The organism is Albidovulum sediminis, from assembly GCF_025380365.1.
GTDB classification, from domain to species: Bacteria; Pseudomonadota; Alphaproteobacteria; order Rhodobacterales; family Rhodobacteraceae; genus Albidovulum; species Albidovulum sediminis.
The window spans coordinates 1,487,073-1,506,043 of the sequence record NZ_JAOCQF010000001.1 but is presented as its reverse complement, the minus strand read 5'-3'; the positions used below and the strand labels follow the sequence as shown (position 1 = coordinate 1,506,043).

The 18,971-nt window shown below is 62.9% G+C and carries 16 protein-coding genes and 2 pseudogenes; 7 read left to right on the top strand and 11 right to left on the bottom strand.

Going from position 1 to position 18,971, the window contains the following annotated elements; translation table 11 throughout:
* Positions 1 to 127 precede the first annotated feature (127 nt).
* The 6 genes and pseudogenes from N5I32_RS07535 to N5I32_RS07510 form a co-directional block, all read right to left on the bottom strand.
* Positions 128 to 511, bottom strand: a complete 384-nt coding sequence (locus N5I32_RS07535) for a hypothetical protein (protein WP_261494784.1) — start codon at positions 509 to 511, stop codon at positions 128 to 130.
* On the bottom strand, positions 508 to 1,818 hold the full coding sequence (locus tag N5I32_RS07530) for a recombinase family protein (RefSeq protein ID WP_261494783.1): 1,311 nt from the start codon (positions 1,816 to 1,818) through the stop codon (positions 508 to 510). Before N5I32_RS07530 ends, N5I32_RS07535 begins: the two co-directional genes overlap by 4 nt.
* A gap of 101 nt (positions 1,819 to 1,919) precedes the next feature.
* Positions 1,920 to 2,354, bottom strand: a pseudogene (locus N5I32_RS07525) (DUF2924 domain-containing protein); the annotation flags it as partial.
* Positions 2,355 to 2,684: 330 nt separating this feature from the next.
* Positions 2,685 to 2,918 (bottom strand): helix-turn-helix transcriptional regulator, encoded by a 234-nt coding sequence (locus tag N5I32_RS07520; protein ID WP_261494782.1) that lies wholly within the window; start codon positions 2,916 to 2,918, stop codon positions 2,685 to 2,687.
* A 144-nt stretch (positions 2,919 to 3,062) separates the two neighbouring features.
* A complete protein-coding gene (locus tag N5I32_RS07515; protein WP_261494781.1) occupies positions 3,063 to 3,947 on the bottom strand; it encodes a hypothetical protein in 885 nt (294 codons plus the stop codon).
* 636 nt (positions 3,948 to 4,583) lie between these two features.
* Entirely contained in the window at positions 4,584 to 5,219 is a 636-nt protein-coding gene (locus tag N5I32_RS07510; protein WP_261494780.1) for a sulfotransferase family protein, read from the bottom strand.
* A 250-nt stretch (positions 5,220 to 5,469) separates the two neighbouring features.
* Between N5I32_RS07510 and N5I32_RS07505 the strand changes: the two genes are divergently transcribed.
* From N5I32_RS07505 to N5I32_RS07490, 4 genes are all read left to right on the top strand, one after another.
* Positions 5,470 to 6,756, top strand: a complete 1,287-nt coding sequence (locus N5I32_RS07505) for a site-specific DNA-methyltransferase (protein WP_261494779.1) — start codon at positions 5,470 to 5,472, stop codon at positions 6,754 to 6,756.
* Complete coding sequence (locus N5I32_RS07500) at positions 6,753 to 6,923, top strand: hypothetical protein (protein ID WP_261494778.1); 171 nt, start codon at positions 6,753 to 6,755, stop codon at positions 6,921 to 6,923. The genes N5I32_RS07505 and N5I32_RS07500 overlap by 4 nt, the downstream gene beginning before the upstream one ends.
* Entirely contained in the window at positions 6,920 to 7,462 is a 543-nt protein-coding gene (locus N5I32_RS07495; protein WP_261494777.1) for a phage terminase small subunit P27 family, read from the top strand. The genes N5I32_RS07500 and N5I32_RS07495 overlap by 4 nt, the downstream gene beginning before the upstream one ends.
* A gap of 164 nt (positions 7,463 to 7,626) precedes the next feature.
* Positions 7,627 to 8,376 (top strand): nuclease-related domain-containing protein, encoded by a 750-nt coding sequence (locus N5I32_RS07490; RefSeq protein ID WP_261494776.1) that lies wholly within the window; start codon positions 7,627 to 7,629, stop codon positions 8,374 to 8,376.
* Between the two features lie 173 nt (positions 8,377 to 8,549).
* Here the strand turns inward: N5I32_RS07490 and N5I32_RS07485 are convergent, their stop codons facing one another.
* Positions 8,550 to 8,723 carry a hypothetical protein gene (locus N5I32_RS07485; protein ID WP_261494775.1) on the bottom strand — a complete coding sequence of 58 codons (174 nt, stop codon included), beginning with the start codon at positions 8,721 to 8,723 and terminating at the stop codon, positions 8,550 to 8,552.
* Between the two features lie 252 nt (positions 8,724 to 8,975).
* Between N5I32_RS07485 and N5I32_RS07480 the strand changes: the two genes are divergently transcribed.
* A complete protein-coding gene (locus N5I32_RS07480; protein ID WP_261494774.1) occupies positions 8,976 to 9,665 on the top strand; it encodes a recombinase family protein in 690 nt (229 codons plus the stop codon).
* A gap of 119 nt (positions 9,666 to 9,784) precedes the next feature.
* Positions 9,785 to 10,067: pseudogene (locus N5I32_RS07475) on the top strand (transposase); the annotation flags it as partial.
* 82 nt (positions 10,068 to 10,149) lie between these two features.
* On the opposite strand, the gene N5I32_RS07470 reads toward N5I32_RS07475, so the two are convergent.
* Positions 10,150 to 10,614, bottom strand: coding sequence for a very short patch repair endonuclease (locus N5I32_RS07470; protein ID WP_261494773.1), 465 nt, complete (start codon positions 10,612 to 10,614; stop codon positions 10,150 to 10,152).
* Positions 10,615 to 10,681: 67 nt separating this feature from the next.
* On the opposite strand from N5I32_RS07470, the gene N5I32_RS07465 reads away from it, so the two are divergent.
* On the top strand, positions 10,682 to 12,214 hold the full coding sequence (locus N5I32_RS07465) for a DNA cytosine methyltransferase (RefSeq protein ID WP_261494772.1): 1,533 nt from the start codon (positions 10,682 to 10,684) through the stop codon (positions 12,212 to 12,214).
* Between the two features lie 26 nt (positions 12,215 to 12,240).
* On the opposite strand, the gene N5I32_RS07460 is transcribed toward N5I32_RS07465, so the two are convergent.
* Genes N5I32_RS07460 through N5I32_RS07450 form a run of 3 tightly spaced genes read right to left on the bottom strand, consistent with a single transcriptional unit; the run spans position 12,241 to position 18,969 of the window.
* Entirely contained in the window at positions 12,241 to 13,926 is a 1,686-nt protein-coding gene (locus tag N5I32_RS07460) for a nuclease-related domain-containing DEAD/DEAH box helicase (RefSeq protein WP_261494771.1), read from the bottom strand.
* Positions 13,926 to 15,785 carry a DUF1998 domain-containing protein gene (gene drmB, locus N5I32_RS07455; RefSeq protein WP_261494770.1) on the bottom strand — a complete coding sequence of 620 codons (1,860 nt, stop codon included), beginning with the start codon at positions 15,783 to 15,785 and terminating at the stop codon, positions 13,926 to 13,928. The genes N5I32_RS07460 and drmB overlap by 1 nt, the downstream gene beginning before the upstream one ends.
* A complete protein-coding gene (locus tag N5I32_RS07450) occupies positions 15,775 to 18,969 on the bottom strand; it encodes a helicase-related protein (RefSeq protein WP_261494769.1) in 3,195 nt (1,064 codons plus the stop codon). Before N5I32_RS07450 ends, drmB begins: the two co-directional genes overlap by 11 nt.
* Positions 18,970 to 18,971 lie beyond the last annotated feature (2 nt).

The window sequence follows — 18,971 nt, the reverse complement described above, 5'->3', positions numbered from 1 at the left end:
CCTCACGCTTACTGGAATTGCAGATGGATGCACTTTGGGCTGAAATACGGAAAAATGCGACCAATTAGTCTCAAAGCGGACGGTTGCTGCGGCGGTGCCAACGTCTGCTCAGGGCCGTTCGCGTCGGTCAACGAAGGCTTGATCGCTGTTCCATCCACTCCAACGGAAACGGCTCCAGCACCTGCGCGAGCGTCACCGCTGGCCCGTGCTTCCCGTCCAGGATCGCCTCGACGATGTCGGGCGCGAGCAGTGTCAGGCGCAGGACGCGTGTCATGTAGGACGGCGCGATCCCCTCACGCTCGGCCAGTTCGGCGATGGTGGTGAACTCGCCCGACTCCAGCATCCGCTTCCAGCGGAATGCACGCGCTAGCGCCTTGACCAGCGTGCTGTCGGCCCTCGCCGGGGGCGTGCCGCCTTCTGGCAGCTGCATCTCCTTCCGCCCGCCGCGCTTCACGATGCGGAATGGCACGTGGATTGTGACCGTCTCAGGGACCGCCGTCGCGCGGGTCATGCCGCTGCTCCGATGCTGCCAGACAGCATCTCGCGCGCGAGCCCTCCGAGGCCGTCCATCCGGAGCCGGAAGTTGAGCCCGTCAGTGCCGATGTCGACGCGCTCGACCAGCAGCGCCACGATGCGCGCCTGCTCGGCGGGGAACAGTTCGTCCCAAAGCGGGTCGAGTTGCTGCAGGGCCGCGCGGGCGTCGGCCTCGGTGATGTCGGCGACTTCGGCACGGGCGGCCTTCCATGTCCCCACCACGATCTCTGGCTGTCGGAAGACGGCGCGCAGCTTGTCGATGACGGCGGCTTCGACATCGCCCGCGGGCAAGCGGCCCACCGGACAAGAACCCGCGCCATGCTTCAGCACCGTCTGGCTCACGTAGTAGCGGTAGAGCCGCCCGCCCTTGCGGGTGTGGGTTGGCGAGAACGCTGCGCCGTCCGGTCCGAACAGCAACCCCTTCAGCAGCGCGGGCGTGTCAGCTCTGGTCCGGGCGGCGCGCTTGCGGGGGCTTTCAGTCAGGATGGTGTGGACCCGGTCCCAGGTCTTGCGGTCGATGATCGCGTCGTGCTCGCCGGGGTAGCTCTCGCCCTTGTAGACCGCCTCGCCGATATAGGCGCGGTTCGACAGCATCCGATAGATGAACTTCTTGTCGATCCGGTGCCCGTGCCGGGTGGTGACCCCGCGGTCGGCCAGTTCGCGCGCTAGCACGGTTCCGGACCCGATCTCGAGGAACCGGGCAAAGACCCAGCGCACCTGCGCGGCAGCTTCAGGATCTTCCACCAGCTTGCGGTCCTTCACCACATAGCCGAGCGGCGGCACGCCCCCCATCCACATGCCCTTCTGTCGGGAGGCCCGGAACTTGTCGCGGATCCGTTCCGCCGTCACCTCGCGTTCGAACTGGGCGAAGCTGAGCAGGATGTTCAGCGTCAGCCGACCCATGGAGGTGGTCGTGTTGAACGACTGTGTGACCGAGACGAAGGTGACGCCGTTCCGGTCGAAGACCTCGACCAGCTTGGAGAAGTCCATCAGCGAGCGCGAGAGCCGGTCGATCTTGTAGACCACCACCACGTCGATGAGCCCGTCCTCGATATCCTGAAGAAGCCGCCGTAGCGCCGGACGTTCCAGAGTGCCCCCCGATATGCCGCCGTCGTCGTACTGGTCACGGACCAGCACCCAGCCTTCGGAGCGCTGGCTGGCGATGTACGCCTCGCAGGCCTCCCGCTGGGCGTGCAGGCTGTTGAACTCCTGCTCCAGCCCTTCCTCGGAGGATTTTCGGGTATAGACGGCGCAGCGCAGCTTGCGCAGGATGGGCTTGGTCATGTCCGCCCCCGATGGTTCTTCTGCCGGCCCGATGCTTGCGCATCGTGCGTACGGCTCTGCGGACGCTCCACTGGAGCCTCCGCTGGCCTGCGGCCATCGCGCCTTAACCCAAAGAAGACCCAGCCGTTCCAACGCGTGCCGGTGATGGCGCGGGCAATGGCCGACAGCGACTTGTAGGGCCGCCCCTGCCATTCAAAGCCGTCGGTGGTGACGGTGACGACATGCTCCACCCCCTGCCATTCGCGCAGGAGCCGCGTGCCAGTGATCGGGCGGTCGCGGTCGAGGCGCATTCCGCGCTTCTTCTTGTCCCCACCGTCCAGGTCCTCGCCCAGCCGTTCCAGCCGCCGGATCGTCTCGGGCTTCAACCCGCCATAGGCCAGTTCCTGAATGCGGTACGCGAGGCGGCTTTCCAGGTAGCGCCGGTTGAACGGCGGCGGCTCGCTGTCGAAGAGGTCGCGCCACTGCCGCTTCAACTCCGGCGTCGGCGCGGACTTCAGCGCGGCCAGGCGCGCGGGGATCGGATCGTGCGTCGTCATGCGGCTCTCCCTTGCGTCGGGGTTGCATGACCGCTCCGGTGGCCGCCGAAGGGAAGCGAACTTTCTCCGCCCTCGGAAGATAGACCGCTTGACTGCCGGGCTCGCAGCCGAACCAGGCCAAGGGCCAGCAGCCGACACAGTTCGGCACGGCGTTCCAGCGGCGACATGAGGGCGGCGGGATAGGGATTCATGCCGCACCTCGCCACGCATGCAGATCGTCGATCCGCGCGAAGACGAAACAGGCCCGATCGCGCTGGGTCGGGTTCTGAACGCCGTGTGTGCCATGGTTCGTGTCCGGAACTCGGGTCGGCCAGCCCAGGGGATGCATGTTCATTGCTCCACCACCCCGCCGCGACGCATCCGTTCCTCGAAGGCCAGAATGTCTTCCAGCCGGTAATGGATGGTGCCTCCGATGTAGATGTGGGCGGGCCCGTAGCCCTCCGCCCGCCACCGCTGCAGCGTCCTGATCGACTTGTTCCACCGCTCGGCCACCGCCCGTTCGCGCATCAGCATGAAGGCGGGCGGCAGCAGGTCCTGCTCTCCGTTTTGGGTCTTTCTGGCCATTTTTCCACTCGATCTGCTCAATCTGAGGGAACCTTTGCGCAATCCAGCGTGCCTGTAACGGAACAGGTCCAGACCCATCCGGAACAGAGTCAATCCATTGAAAATGCTTGTTTAAATCCTCAATATTCGGTTAACGAATAGTGGCTAATCGGGTTTCCAGTCCCTGGGGATGAACTGGGCGCCGCGTTTGAGGTATTTTCGAATCGTATCCTCAGAAATCGACATCCCCATCTTCGCTGCGATGTCGCCGATCTCCTTCGCAGTCGGGCTTCTCGCCTGACTCGGGTCGTAGCCTAGATATTCCATCGCCATGGCCGTGAAGAGTTGCGCGATCTTGTCGACTTCGCGTTTGTCGGCGTCTGCGGTCACACCTGCGTGCGTTTCGGTCGGCTGCGGGGGCAGATGATATTGCGACAGCAGTCGCAGAAACTCGGGGTGTGTCTCGAACTGGACCTGTTGAGCCCAGGCGACGAATTGCTTCGGTTGAACGGTCCAATTGTTCTCTCCGGGGTCAAACTTGCGTTTCAACTGTTTGTACCGCCGAACGAGAAAACGCTGCGTCTTCGAGAGCTTCGAAGGTTCCTCGCGGGCAAGGTTCTCCAGGGCGCTTTTGCTGAAGTTCTCGGGCTCAATTCCCACGGAGAGGCACAGCACCTCCTCGATCTCCAGGCGCGAGTTCTTGCACCAGTAATCGAAGTCGGCAACGTAATCGGGGTGTCCGAAACCGCCCGCGTGCCAGGGAGGGATCATGCGCCCGAGCCTGGAGATTTCGTCGGAACGATGATCCCACCAGGCCTTCGCCCCCTGTGACATTTCTTCAGGTCTCTGGGCCAGCATGTCCTCGACTTCGTCTTCGGCGAAGTGACTCAGCCTGGCGGCGCAGTCATCCAGAAGTTTCAACCTTAGCTCGTCGAACCGCACAAAGACGAAAGGGTCATAAGGTCCCACGGTCTTCTCGATGTCGGGTCTGGTCCAGCCGAAGAGATCGCCGAACTTGCGTCGCATCATCCGCTTGCGGGCTTCGCTCATCGGCACCTCATCTCGCGTCTTCCGAAAGGCCCAAAGGTTCACCACCATTCTGCCGATTGCAGGCGGCGCTGACCAGACCGGTCGGCGTGCAGTTCCCCCCTCGCGGTCGGACCGGGATCTCATCATGTCATCCCCTGGCGTCAGATGGCGGCGATTGTCATAAAATGTCAATCTATCAATAGCTTATAAGATACTTTATGATCGCTGGCGGTGGCGTCGACGGCGGAGACTGTTCTCTGCCAGCGGCGCGACCCGGGATCGACGGAGGGTTGCAAGACCGTGGCATCGATCTCTGAAGGGCCCACCACGGGGCGGGGACAAAGGCCCAAGCGCAGTCCGAAAGGCCGAAGCGCGTCCCCCGGCACCAGATCCGGTGTCGCAAGTAGCGGCCGACCTTGGGGCACGGATCGATGTGACCCCGAGGGCCCGAAGCGACGGGGCGGCTCCGACCGACACGGACAGCTGAAGGCAGCGGGGACCGGCTTCGGCGAATGCCGGGGCTGGTCGTCCTATGCCTTCGCTCCAGGACTCACCAACCGACACGAGGGGGTGAAGCAGAAAACTGGAAGACGTGAAGAGATCGCCAGGCCCGCTTCGAAACCCGCACGGTGACGCGCGCGCCAGCTTCGCTTGAGGTCAGGCCGGTTCCCCGCCAAGTACTTCCCAGAAGTCGGCCCTCAGGTTGTGGTGCGGGAAGGGTTCGTCGGGCACCTCGACCCCGAGGAAGGCGCAGAGGGGCTCCCATCCCTCCGCGACATCGAAGACGAGCACGCGATCGGCGGGCAGAGCCGCGCGCACTTCCTCGGTCCTGCGGCGATAGGCGGCCAGTCCAACCTCCCTGTCGTCGAGCACGCCGCCGAAGGTGGCCTTGCCGGCCAGATCGTTCCACGCCGTGAGAATGGCATGGATGTGGGGTGGCAGCGGCAGGTCTTCGTACCGGGCCATCAGCTTGCCGATGGTCTTGTCGAAGCTGGCCCACCATTTGTCCTCGGGACGCACCGTGTGAACCACCTTCGCGTCCGGGAATGCATCGGCCAGTTCGCGCCAGACATGCGCCCCAGGCCAGTCCACTTGCGACCTGTATCCCGCGAACACGATTTCCCAGTCGACGGCCTCGCCGGCCGCCAGCCTTTGCCAATGGACCACCTGGTCAGGGTTCACCACGATCTCGTGCATGTGATGACATTGCCCGTAGCCCAACCGCTCCAGCGCGGCCTTGAGGGATTTCGTTCCAGTCCTTCCGAAGCCCGAGCCGATCACTTCGAGTGCCATGTTTTGCCCTCCCCAGGAATTGCACGACTATCTGCCTCGGCCCCGCGCCTGTCTACGCCTTTGACCGTGGGGAGCGGGAAACGAGGGCCAACCGGGTGAGGCGCGGCCGGAACGGTGGCGGCGTCGATTGTCGCCTCCCGTCACAGAATGTCATTTATTGTCATGAATACAATGGCTTGATGATCTGATAGACTGGCGCCTGAGGCAGGCACACCCCGCGAATTTGGCAAGCGGGGGATCGGAGGGCAGGATGGCGGCGCGGGCAGAACGGAAGACGACGGAAGAGGCGCAGATCCGAGGGGCGCGGCTGGCGGTGGAATATCGCCCGGTCGGAGATCTGATCCCCTACGCCCGCAACGCGCGCACCCATTCGGAGGCGCAGGTGGCGCTGATCGCGGGGTCGATCCGGGAATACGGGTTCACCAACCCGGTGCTGGTTGATGGCGAGAACGGCATCATCGCTGGGCACGGGCGGGTCCTGGCGGCACGGAAGCTCGGACTGACGCGGGTGCCGGTGATCGAACTGGCGCATCTCACTGAGGCGCAGAAGCGGGCCTATATCCTCGCCGACAACCGGCTGGCCGAACAGGCGGGTTGGGACCGGGAACTGCTGGCGCTGGAAGCCGGAGACCTCGCCGGTCTCGGCATCGATCTGGCCTCCCTCGGCTTCGAGGCTGGTGAAGTCGACGCGCTCCTGAATGCCGGTGTCGCCGATCCGCGCGAGGAGGAGACACCGGAGGTTCCGGCGGAGCCCGTCTCGCGTCCCGGCGATCTCTGGCTGCTCGGCCGACACCGGCTGATCTGCGGGGATGCCACGGACCGGGACACGGTGTCACGGGTCCTCGACGGGGTGGTGCCCCATCTCCTCGCCAGCGATCCGCCTTATGGGGTGAACTACGATCCCGACTGGCGCAATCGTGCCGGCGCCGCGGAGACGAAGCGCGTGGGCAAGGTGATGAACGACGACCGGGCCGACTGGCGCGAAGCCTGGGCGCTCTTTCCAGGCGACGTGGCCTATGTCTGGCACGGGGCGCTTCATGCCACCACGGTGGCCGAGAGCCTCATTGCGACGGGGTTCGATGTGCGGTCGCAGATCATCTGGGCCAAGGAGCGGCTGGTCCTCTCCCGCGGACACTATCACTGGCAGCATGAGCCCTGCTGGTACGCGGTCCGCAAAGGGGCCGCCGGGCACTGGACCGGGGACCGCAAGCAGACCACGCTCTGGCAGATCCCGAGCCGGGACCAGGATGCAGCGACCGTGCATGGCACCCAGAAGCCGGTCGAGTGCATGCGCCGGCCGATCCTCAACAACTCCTCCCCCGGCCAGGCCGTCTATGAGCCCTTCTGCGGCTCGGGGACCACGCTCATTGCCGCCGAGACCACCGGACGGGCCTGCCACGCGGTCGAACTCGACCCGGCCTATGTCGATGTCGCGGTCACCCGCTGGCAGGCCTTCACCGGACAGGCCGCGGTCCTTTGCGGCGACGGGCGCTGCTTCGCCGAGGTGGCCGCCGTGCGGGCGGGAGAGGTGCGATGACCGATGTCCGCGATCTCCCCCGCTGTCTTGCGATCCTCGCGCTGCAGGGTCTGCTCTGCCCCGTCGCCGGGCTCTCCGCTCCGGTGGGATGCTGGCTGCTGCTGGCTAACCTGCCCTTCCGCCTGGGCCGGGGGCATCTGGGGGTCAGACGGGGGGCGGTGGCATGAGGGGTCGCAAGCCGAAGCCGACAGCCATCCGTCGCCTCGACGGAAACCCGGGCAAGCGCGGCTACAACGCCGCCGAGCCGCGGCCGCCGGAGGGACTGCCGGACTGTCCGCCGCACCTCACCGACCTTGCCCGCGCGGAGTGGGACCGCATCGCGGCAACGCTCCACCAGATGGGCGTGGTCACGACCGTCGACCGGGCGGTGCTCGCCGCCTATTGCCAGGCCTGGGGACGCTGGGTCGAGGCGGAGGAGAAGCTGAAGGAAACCCCGGTGATGCTGAAGACGCCCTCGGGCTATGTGCAGCAGTCGCCCTGGCTCTCGGTCGCCAACAAGCAGCTTGAACTGATGGGCCGCTACATGGCCGAGCTCGGCATCACGCCCGCCTCCCGCTCGCGCGTCGCGGCCTACACCGCCGCGCAGGAGAACAAGCCCTTCGAGTTCCGCCTCCTGTTCCAGTCTTCCGACGGTTCCGTCCACGACCAGGACGGCCATCTCGTCCCGGAGGAGAAACACGATGCCTGCATCGACAGCAGGATCTAGGGGATGGCAGGGCTTGCTGGTTGTCGTTCACCACGCCCGGAAAGACGCCGGAGTCAGCCATCGGCTGCAATGCCCCAGACGTCCACTTCGAGCCCTTATTTGCCGGTCGAGCAAAATCGCCTAATGTCAAGAAAGCTGGAGACATGGCGGAGCATTAGGGGCACTTGGAACTCCTGGTTGTCTTACTCACAGTCGGCGTTGCGGCCCTCTACCTTTACCTTCGCTCCCCATCAGTAATTGGAGCTGCGGGCGAACGGCGGGTTAACGCGACATTCAGCCGAAACCTTGATGCTCAGGATTACATCCTTCTCGAAGACCTCACCTTGCCTACGACGCAAGGAACGACACAAATCGATCACATCGTCTTATCGCGCTTCGGCATATTCGTCGTTGAAACCAAGAACATGTCGGGTTGGATTTTCGGAGGTGAGAGTCAGGCGCGTTGGACGCAGGTCATGCGAGGCCACAAAGCACGGTTTCAAAACCCCCTCCGCCAGAACTACCTTCACGTAAAGGTCGTCCAGCAGTTACTCGGAGTAAAGCTTGACCAAGTCGAAAATCTGGTCGCATTCGTAGGCACAGCCGAGCCGAGGACCGAGATGCCCGGCAAAGTGTTTTGGAGCAGGAACGATCTACTCAATCACATTTCTGCGCAGAAAAACGTTCGGTTCACCGACACTGAGGTGCGCGATTTCGCCAACAAACTCCGAAGCAGCGCCTTGGACGCAAGCAAGGACACTCGGCAAGCGCACGTCCAACACGTCCGGGGGAAGGTCAGCCAGAAAGAAACTGAGCCGCTTGGTTGCCCTCGATGCGGAGCTAAGATGGTCGAGAGAGCAAATCGCAAAACCGGCCAAAGCTTCTTCGGCTGTTCGCGATACCCGAAATGCCAAGGCTCGCGGCAGATTCGGTGAAGCTCGGATACATAACTGATGTTCGTTCCGGCTCAGAAACGGCCGTTCGAGGCCGAGGAAATGAACGACCGCTCTGTCCCGCATAGCCGACACCTGACGAATGGCTCTGAGCACTCGGGCAGATCAAGCATCCTGATCGGACGACAGGTAGAGGTGTCTTGAGGCATCGGTGCCTATTTCATGTCTTTCTCAGGCTTTGCCGCACCATGCCCTTCAGTTGGCTTGTGATCGGCAACCTTTGGGCTTCGCCGCTTCGGCTTCGACGTGGCGGTGGGTCGTTCTCGCGGGCCGTTCGCGGCAAGAAACTCCGCAAGGTTGAACTGCGGCTTCATGGAAAACATCGTCATCAGATGAGAGCCTTTCCTCGGAGCGAGTATTCGCGCCTGTGGCACTGTGTACGCTTGGGCTCGACAAATAGATACATTAATCGGCTGCCTGCTTCAGTAAGCACCCCACTTGGCCAAATCACAGCCCATAGGGCATTGGCGCACAATGAGAAATTGAGAGGCTCCCCCACCAGGAGAAACTGCTACGCGATGTCTCAAACCTACGGTACACACCTGCGCAACGAACGTTAGGCAGTTGTGTACACCCCGCCCATGACAGCCCCATCGCCCCGGTTCATCGCCTACGAGCGGGTTTCCACCGCCAGGCAAGGGCAGTCGGGTCTGGGGCTCGAGGCGCAGCGGAACACGATCGACGCCTTCGCTGGGTCGCGAGGGGCCGACGTCCTGGCCCGCTTCACCGAGGTCGAGAGCGGGCGCAACCCCGATCGGCCCGAACTCGGCAAGGCCATTCAGCTGGCCCGGCTCACAGGCGCAACGCTCGTCATCGCCAAGCTCGACCGGCTGTCGCGCAACGCAGCCTTCCTTCTGACGCTTCGGGACTCCGGTGTGAAGTTCGTCGCCTGCGACATGCCGGAAGCTAATGACCTGACCGTGGGCATCATGGCACTCGTCGCTCAGCAGGAACGCGAAGCCATCAGTCGCCGGACGAAGGAGGCGCTGGCCGTGGCCAAGGCGCGCGGCGTGAAGCTGGGGAACCCGAACGGGGCGGCAGCGCTCAGGAGGGCGGGAAAAGGGGGAGCCGCGCTGCGAGCGCAGGTTACTGACAACGCGCAGGCCTTCGCCCGTGACCTTGTCCCCGTGATCGCCGATATCCGCAGCCAAGGTCATACCACGCTCCGCGCCATCGCCGCCGAACTCACCGCGCGCGGCATGCGCACCCGAAGAGACGGCAGGTGGCAGGTGTCCAACGTTAGGAATCTTCTGGGAAGATTCATTGATTAGGCATTTTCCGGTTTGGCACTGACCGCAGCAGACATGGTCACTCCGGCCAAATATCCATCTTCTGGCGGTTGATCATGCTATCTTCGATGCGTCCCAGGCGGGAGGCTCAGGTGGACGCCAGCGAGCACGACGTTCTGGCCTATATGTCCTTCCCCCGCCAGCACCGGACCAAGCTGCATTCCGCGAACCCGATCGAGCGTCTGAACAAGGAGGTCAAGCGCCGCGCCGATGTCGGGGATCTTCCCCAACGAGGCCTCCATCATGCGCCTGATCGGCGCGGTCCTGTTCGAGCAGAACGACGAATGGCAGACGGCCAGCCGCCACATGATGGTCGAGGCCTTCGCCCAGATCGACAAGGAGGAGATCGACCCCATTCTCAGCATAACCACAAAGGCCGCCTGATCATGACCTCAGGCCATCCGGGAAATTACACCACCTTGACGGACGTGACCCGCGGGCCTGCGAATAGCGCAGCGAGGTCCGCTCAGGATCGACGTGCGTTGTTGTCGCCGATCTCGATCTGAAGTTCTTCTGTTCGCAGCCACATCGACAGGCTTTCCGTCGAGGCTTCCACCTGTTCCGGCTTCCGCAGGGCGCACTCCCATACCGTCGCCACGCGCCACCCGTCTTCGAGGAGTTCTGTGCGAACGGCGCTGTCTCTGGCGACGTTCGCATCGAACTTCGCCCTCCAGAAGTCCGGCCGGGTTGCCGGTACGGTCGCGTAGCGGCACCCCTCGTGTCGGTGCCAGAAGCAGCCGTGCACGAAGACCACGGCGCGGTGCTTCGGAAGGACAAGGTCCGGTCGACCGTGAACCTTGCCGGAATGAAGCCGGAAGCGAAAACCGCGCGCGTGCAATGCCCGCCTGAGAGCCAGCTCGGGCTTGGTGTTCTTTCCCCTGATCCCCGACATCATCCGGGAACGGGTCTGCTGGTCCACGATATCTGTCACATCCGTCCTGGTTTTCGTCCCTGAACTTGGTATACACCGGCTGAATGAAATTCGTCAGGAGCCTGATTTGCCTTCCACTTTCGGCATTGTCGATCTGTTCGCCGGCCCGGGCGGACTTGGCGAGGGGTTCGCCTCCCTCGTAGAGGACGGCCATACGCCGTTCCGGATCGGCATTTCGGTCGAGAAGGAGGCGTCGGCCCATCGGACCCTGACGCTGCGTGCCTTTCTGCGCGAGTACCGTGCACGTCATGGCGTCTTGCCGAAAGAGTTCATCGATTTCCATGCCGGGCTGGCATCCGAACCGGACTGGTCAGTCGTCGATGCCGAAGCGTGGCAGCATGCCATCGACGAAGCCCGCGCGCTTGAGCTCGGCACCGGGGCTGCGGCGACCGCCATAGATGGCGCCATCGCGACGCTGAAACGAAAGTACGACGACACGATCCTGATCGGCGGCCCGCCCTGTCAAGCTTATTCCCTGGTGGGGCGCGTCCGCTCCAGAGGCAAGGTCGGCTACGTCCCGGAGGAGGATGCGCGGCACTACCTCTTTCGGGAGTATATCCGGGTCCTCGACAAGCTTCGCCCGGCCGCCTTCGTTATGGAAAATGTCAAGGGCATGCTCTCGTCCACGGTCGAGAGCCGGCTGGTTTTCGAGATGCTGATGGAGGATCTGTCCTCGCTCGGCACGGGTCACGCCCATCACTACGAACTTCGTGCCGTCCGGGTCGAGGATGGCAAGGCCAGCCTGCAGGAGGCGGCACAACCTTCGGATTTCGTTGTGCGCGCCGAGGCGTTCGGAGTTCCGCAGCGTCGCCACAGGGTGATCATCGTCGGCATCCGCTCGGACCTCGCAGGACGAGCCGCCGATGCGGAGATCGCTGTATCCGGGATGGTACGAACCGTCCGCGAAGTCATCGAAACGATGCCCAACTTGCGAAGCGGCATCAGCCGCGGGCGCGACGACGCCGCTTCCTGGCGAGGAGAAGTCCTCTACGCCGCGAAGTTGCTGGCCGACATCTCCAAGGGAAAGGACAACCGCGCGCTCCGCGAAGCGTTCCTATCTGTTTCGCAGCGACTGAAGGACAATTCGCCAACTGTTCGGGCGGCGTTTCGGTTGCCGGATGGCTACGGCGCGTCGAACGATGAGTTGCTCCAGTGGATCGAGCGACCGGGACTTCGCGCGATGGCCCAGCACGAAACGCGCGGGCACATGGCGTCGGATCTGGGACGATACCTTTATACTGCCGTGTTCGGAACCGTCCGTGGCTACAGCCCGAAGGCCGCCGATTTCCCTCTGGCGCTGAGTCCGGATCACCGAAACTGGCACAGCGGCGTGTTCAATGACCGCTTCCGGGTTCAGCTGGCGGACGAGGCGTCGACCACGGTCACGAGCCACATCTCGAAGGATGGTCACTACTTCATTCACCCCGATCCGATCCAGTGCCGGAGCCTGACGGTTCGCGAAGCTGCTCGTCTGCAGACCTTTCCCGACGATTACTTTTTCCTCGGCAACCGCACGCAGCAGTATGTCCAGGTTGGCAATGCCGTACCGCCTTTCCTTGCGAGGCAGATTGCCATGCTGGTCCTGAAAGCAGTGCACTGATCCTGGTGATCATTCAACCTGCGATCTCAGGTATCCGGCAACCCTTCCGACAGCCACTTGGCCTCCCCTCGGGATGACACGATGCAAAGGTAGGCCCGCGCACGAGAGAACGCGACATAGGCCAGCTCGCGGTGGTCCATTTCATCGCCGCTCGCAATCAGGATTATTGCCGGGCGCTCCAGACCCTTGAACCGCCGCACCGTATCCACCACCACATCCTCGAGCGCCATCGTTTCTGCATCTGTGAGTGGGATGCTGGTCCCGCTGCTTCTTTCGACGAAACTGGTTCGGGCGGCTGGTCCGTTGACAAGCACGGCTATGTCGCCAGGAGCGACTTCCTCATTGAATACGAGCCGTCTAAGCTCCCTGTATGCGGCTTCGATCTTTTGATCAGCATTCTCGGCAGTGACCCACGAGACAGCGAGACCATCGGGTCCATCTGCGACTATCTCGGGACCGGAATAATGCACTGAAGCGGCATTGTGGATGTTCTTTGTGTTTCGGAGGTTCCGAGAAAGCCGAACCGGAATGACACTCAGGTCGTGAACGCTAACCCCCGCGCTCTCGTAGACCCTCTGGTTGCTGTCCATGAACACACGAAGGTGTCCACCATGGGTCAGGCAGGCATCTATTGCGATCCACCAGTCGGCGCTGAAGTCCTGGCCTTCGTCGACAATGATCGTGTCCCACCTGAGTGCAGGCTGAAACTCCACCGCGCGGTAGAGCGCGTGGGGAAGCGCTGTTTCATAAAGTTCCTGCTCACTGATATTGGAAGGTGGCGGAACACCAGCCTGATGCGAGATGCGCCCACACAGAGCGTGAAATCCGGCCACCGTAAGGTTCTGGACGCCCCTCAGCTTCCGCTCGAGGTTCGTTGTGAGCGGCCGACTGTGACAGGTCAGAAGGGTCTTCCGTCCAGCCGCGGCAGACCTGATCGCTTCCTCGATTGCCACCACCGTTTTGCCAGTCCCTGCGCCTCCCCGGATGAGCGCCCGGGGGATATCGGCGATGACGTCGAGGATATGGTACTGGGACGGTTCAAGAACGCGGAACTCCGTGTCGGCCTCTGCAAGAGCAGCGCCGATGCGGAAGCTGAGCTTGAAAGGATGCGCCAGCAGCCTTTCCAGCGCGGCGATGCCGTCGTGGCCCAGAGCCTCGCAATTGTCTGGCCGTTTCCCTGCCTTCAGTCGGTCATCCAACCATCCGCGAAGTCCATGCTGCAACTGGCGCGAACAACAGAAGATCGAGGCCGGGCGATCAGCTCCGAGGTTGCCGGGAGGCGAGCCTGTACCGGGGAAGATCACTCCATGGGCAGAATGAATGAAGCGCTTGGGCCATCTTGCTGACTCGTTGAGCCGCTTCAGGATCTCATGCTTTGCGCTTCGCGCCTGTGCCACCGGATCCTTGATCTTGTGGACGAAACCGCCGTGATCCGTGCTGCGCCACTGACCGTCCCTCGGATCGAACGAGATTTCCTTCCCGCCCTTTACCTCGATGGCGAGAATGCCATGGATGGGGTGCGCGATCAGGAAATCGCATTCACCGTCCCTCTCGTTACCCAGATTGTCAGTGCCCAGCCAGGGGCTCGAGTAGAAGACATGAAAACTGTCGTCGAGGACGTCAGCGAGGCGATCGTAAACGCGAACCTCAGCCCGGCGTCTGGGGTCATCGAGGACCGAGCGGGGGAGTTTCCTTGGCCAGAGCACCGCCATCAGCTTCTCCGAAGCATGTCTTCGAAGTATCCGAGCCCCGAACCCGTCCCGTCCCCGGTCAGCAGCGCGCGGTCAAGGAAGCTGTTGAAGGCCTCACATGATGTCTCGGGAGCAAGGCAGCATGCGTGGCAGACCGAATGGGAGTAGCTGTTGATCGCTCCCATCATATCCGTGATGCAGAGCGGATCGGATGAGCACCACTCGATCGCGTCTATAGCACGTTGCAGGATGCCCTCGATGCGCCCCGCCTTTCCCTGCCGTTCGAGCCCGCCGAGCGTTCCATCGGAGTCCGGTGTTGCGGTATAGATCAGAAGTCCAGCCATCTGCTCATCGCCCGTCCCGGCATAGATCCTCTCCTGAAGGGACGCGGAGGAGTATCCGCACTCAAGCGTCAGTTGACGCATGAGCGCGTGCGCGAGGGTGTGACAGAGCATGTAACGCGGGGTACTCGCCTGCGGCGGCTTTGCATCGTCGCCATAGCGCTCCTTCCAGTCCGCCTGGTGTCGCGTCTCGCACTCGGATACGCGCGCGATGACGTCAGGTCGGGCTTCCCACGTCGCCAGCCGTTCCTCGTTCAGTGCGAGGAAGATGCCTTCGCCTCGAACTTCAATCGCCGGCAGCCACTCAAGCGGAGCCTTGGAGAGCCGTGCCACTTCGGGTGAGTCGGGATCCCCAGGCGGATTGATCCGGGTGAATCCCTTGATGGCACGCACCTCGCGAAGGCGGACAGCCCGTACAACTCTGAAGATCCAGCGAGCTATATCAGGAGATACAGTTTCTCTTCGGGTTTCGAAGTCGATGTCGGGGGTCCGACTCCGACCAGGCTCCGTGACGAATTGTCGGTATTCTGCCGGACGCAGGTCGTCGGTCCGCATCTGTCCGTATGACTTGAGGCGCGCACGGATCGCCTCTGCCAGTTCGGCAGGTGACATCTCGAGCTCCTTCAGGATGCTCTCCAGGTCACCTTTAGCCAGGAATCCGATGTATTCCTCAAGCTTGGACAGGTCATCGAGATTCGTCAGGGAACTCCACCAGTCGCCCAGAACTTCCTGAAGACGGTCGGACCAGGGCGGGATGCTGAGGGCTGACTCCGTCACGGCAAAGTAGAGGTTGGACGCACCTCGCTGCACCGCGTACTGCTCCTTGCCGCAAGTTTCATCGCCATCGGCCAGCCAAGGTCTGTGCCCCCGGCATTTCGGCCCACGTTCCCAGGTCTTCTTCGAGAAAACGCCGTCCATCGACCGACGCGCGCCGCACTTGGGGCAACTGAGGATGAGGCCGGCAAGGCCGGGTTTCTCGGACCGCAGGATCAGGCCGGGATGACGCTCCGCATTGTCACGCTTCGAAACCGTGCAATCCGGCTTGTGCCCCACCCACCAGTCCCAGGGGAACTCGTCGACGTGGCCATGCTTGCAGGCCATTACGAAGCGGACGGGGATGACGAAGACCTTGCTGTCACCATGGGATTTTTCCGTGCACGTAGCGCAGTAGCGATAGGCTTTGCCCGGATCGTTCTTCCATCGCCGTTCCGGCCTGACGACATCGCAGCCGGGACACTGCAGCCATTTCGGGAAGCGCACGGCGACGAGACGCCGGGTATCCGGATCGTCATCCTTTCCCCGCTCCAGCGTCACAGGGGGTGTCCTGAATCCCTTCACGCCCAGCTTCTTCTGCAAGCGTGTCTCACGGATGACCTGCGGGTGGGCAAGACCAGCCGGGGGGAATGAGCGATCCCATTCCTCCAGGCCCGCTGCGATACCCGAAACAGCTCCTCCACCCGCCCTGAAATCCACCACCGAGCCGGGGCCAAATGTCGAAACGACTGCGCTGCGACGCAAATCCTGAAGGTCATTCTTCATGCGTATCATCCTTTGCCCTGAGGACAGGGGCCATCCTGAAGGGAGTTCCAGCCTCGACGGTCCGCATGGAGTTGAGGGTGGGCCAGGCGGCACCGGCGTCGCGGCCGGCGGCCCGGCGAGCGGCAGCGCGCTCGGCACTCTGGAGAAGGGATTTCCCTCCCTTGTGGTCACTCCAGTAAACTGTGGGGGACCTTGCCCGCCATGTGTCGAGACGGCGCTCAAGCTCTCTTCGGACTGCAGTCTCTTCCGGATCGACCCGCTTCGCCCGCTCGACGAGCAGGTCGATGAGGTCCATCGCCAGATCTTCCGCGTCGTCGTCCATGCTGGGAGAGTCGAGCATGTCGGGAACAAGGTGGCGCACTGCGGCAACCAGTGCCGCATGCAGCGCCCTGTCGCGAGCCCGTGACGCGAAGGGAGTAACGCTGGTCGCCTCAACATCCCTGTAGAGCGTGCGGTGCCAGCTGCAGAACGTCTCGAAATGAGAACGGTCGCGCGCCTTCGCGTTGTTGAGAACCGAGACGACAAGGCCGCTGACGTCTCCCCGCCCGACGCGGCTGGTCGACTGGATGTACTCGGCGATGGTCTTGGGTTGTCCGTTGACCAGCATCAGTCCCAGCCGCGAAATGTCCACGCCGACGCTGACCATGTTGGTCGCGAGAACGGCATCAACAGCGCCAGGGAAACCGACCTTGATGTCGAGCAGGTCGAGCATTCCGCGGATTTCTTCCTGCGTTCGCCGGGATGTCAGTTCCTCGACGTTGCTGAGGGGTCTTCTCTCCTCGGCGCGAGCATCAGCGTAGAGCGCGATGCTGTCGGTTACGTCGTCCTGCATGAGGACGAGCGCACCTCCAAGCTCGCGAAGCGAGTTGAAGTACCCGACGAGCGTCCAGTAGGCATCCCGGCGAACATCATCGCTGAATGCCCCGAACGCCGTTTGCAGCAGGGAGCCCGCAACTGCCTGCAACGTGAACTTTGCCGATCGACCGGCCGTTGTGACACCGAGATAGCGTCTCCCCACAGCCTTCGGCCGCCGATCACGAACCGCGAAACCGGAATCGTCGTGATCTATCGCTGGCGGTGGGAATTGGAATGCTTCGCGATCGAAAAGGGCCAGCACCTGCTCCGAAGCTCTGCGGATCGTAGCGGTCGAGCCAATGACCTTTGCCCGGTGTCCGCGCACGGCGAACATCAGGTCGAATGCCGCCTCATATGCGCCCGCGATCGTCCCCAGAGGCCCGGAGATTAGGTGCAGCTCGTCCTGGATGATGAGGTCAGGTGGAGAGCCATCCGAAACTCCAAGCAGGCCGTTGGTTCTCTTCTCGCGGACGATCTGAGCGAACTTGTCGGCAGTTCCAATGAGCAACGTCGGCCGGTTGTCGTAGACATCCTCGTCCACAGTGAAGACAGGTAGTCTTCCGTGCATCTTGCACGTGCTGTTCGTGCATTCGGCATCAACGGGTGAAGTGGCGCTCGCCATCGACCAGGTCAGTTTCTCGCCACAGGCTGGACAGCGGGCGAGCTGTTTTGGCGAAGCCACCTCCGAAGACCCTCGGAGGGAAGCGAATGCGTCGGCACGCTTGTTGGGAGTAGCGTCCCCTCCGACCCAAAGGCCGATAGAGAAAGGTTCGTCACCTTGAAGCGGCAAGCCGTCGGGTGCCGACTCGCGACCAGAGCGTATCGCCTCCAAGGCCACGATCATCGCGGCAGAGCGTGCGAACTGCTGGGTCGTGAGAAGTCGCAGCGTGTAGCGCATGAGGGCACAGACACCGCTGTGGTCACTCGGATCATCCGAGAGCCGACGATACACGGCGATGCACGCGATCAGCGCGAGGTATGCCTCGGTCTTGCCACCGCCGGTGGGAAACCAGAGGAGGTCCATGACGCCCCGGTGCATGTGATCACGGATGACCGAGGATGGTGCACTGAGGAGCAGGAACCCCAGCTGGAACGGGCGCCAGCGCAGGGGGCCGTGGCGGCTCTTTGAGTTGTCCCATGAATGCTGCAGATGCATGGCAAGGTTTGCCAGCTGGAAAGCGCGGCGCAGGCGCGGATCGGTGCCAAGCTGGTCGACCGATGCCCGCATACGCCCAAGCGCCAGATCACATTGGGCTAGATGCGCCTCAGCCACGGCTCTCAGTTCTGATCCCACGTCCGACGTGTCGTCGAGGCGCTTCCGCTGCAATTTTATCCAACGGTCGTAGGCATCGCAGAAAAGTTGCAGCCCCTGTTCGAGGTTCGCTGCATCGGCGCAGGCCAGTGCCTCAGCCGAAAGCGGATCGAAACCCCCGCTGTCCTTGCCAAGCTCGGAAAAGACTGTGTGGCCATTCGGATCGACGCCCTCGACGATCGCTGAAGGGAGCCAGGTCGTCCCGACCCATCGTGCAGTGGGGCGGGTTCCGGCTGCGTGGTCCAAGGATTCCCACTCGGCGGAGCAGACATGTCCGACGGCAAACTCGGCCACGTTCCTGTACAGCAGAGCTCCGCTTTCCTCGTCACTCACGGCGGCGGGCACGTCGGCCCCCCCTTGATGCCGCGATGCCGCGCGCCGGGGGGGCTTCGGCACCAGCAGAGTGCCATCACAGGGCTCGACGCGAAGAGCCGTCTGGAACAGCGACGCAGCCTCGATCTCGTTTCGACCCTGTTCTGGGACTATCGAATTCACGAGTGAGAGAGTGACGAGAACGGGCCCACCTGCACTTATGCATCTGACACTGAGCGAGACATTGGGCAGCCCGTCACCGTGTTCCGCAAGCGCAAGCTCACGCGTAGGGCCGGGCGGCAGATCAAGAACTGGAATCTCAACCCTGTGCGGTTGGCGGACCCAGATGTCGACGTCGTCGCGCTTTTCGGTCCGATACGTGGCGAAGCTGCAAGTAACCCGCACTTGCGGGATACCAATGGACGCAACAACGCTGAATGATATGCCTGCCACGGAGGGCTTCTGGATCGAGCCGGTCCTGACTGCATCGTTCTCGCCGTCGCTCTCCTCGCCCGAGCCAGCGCCCGCGGTCCCGAGGCGTTCATCATCCTCGCTCGACATCGCCGTACGCTGGGGCCATAGGATGCCGGTGAGGTAGACATCCGACGGGCGTGCCGTCAGTTCCTCGTCCTCTGCACGCGGCCCGATAAGATCCTCAGCAAGCCGACAGGCGACGGTATCCCTATCGAGTGACTTGTCCTGCATTG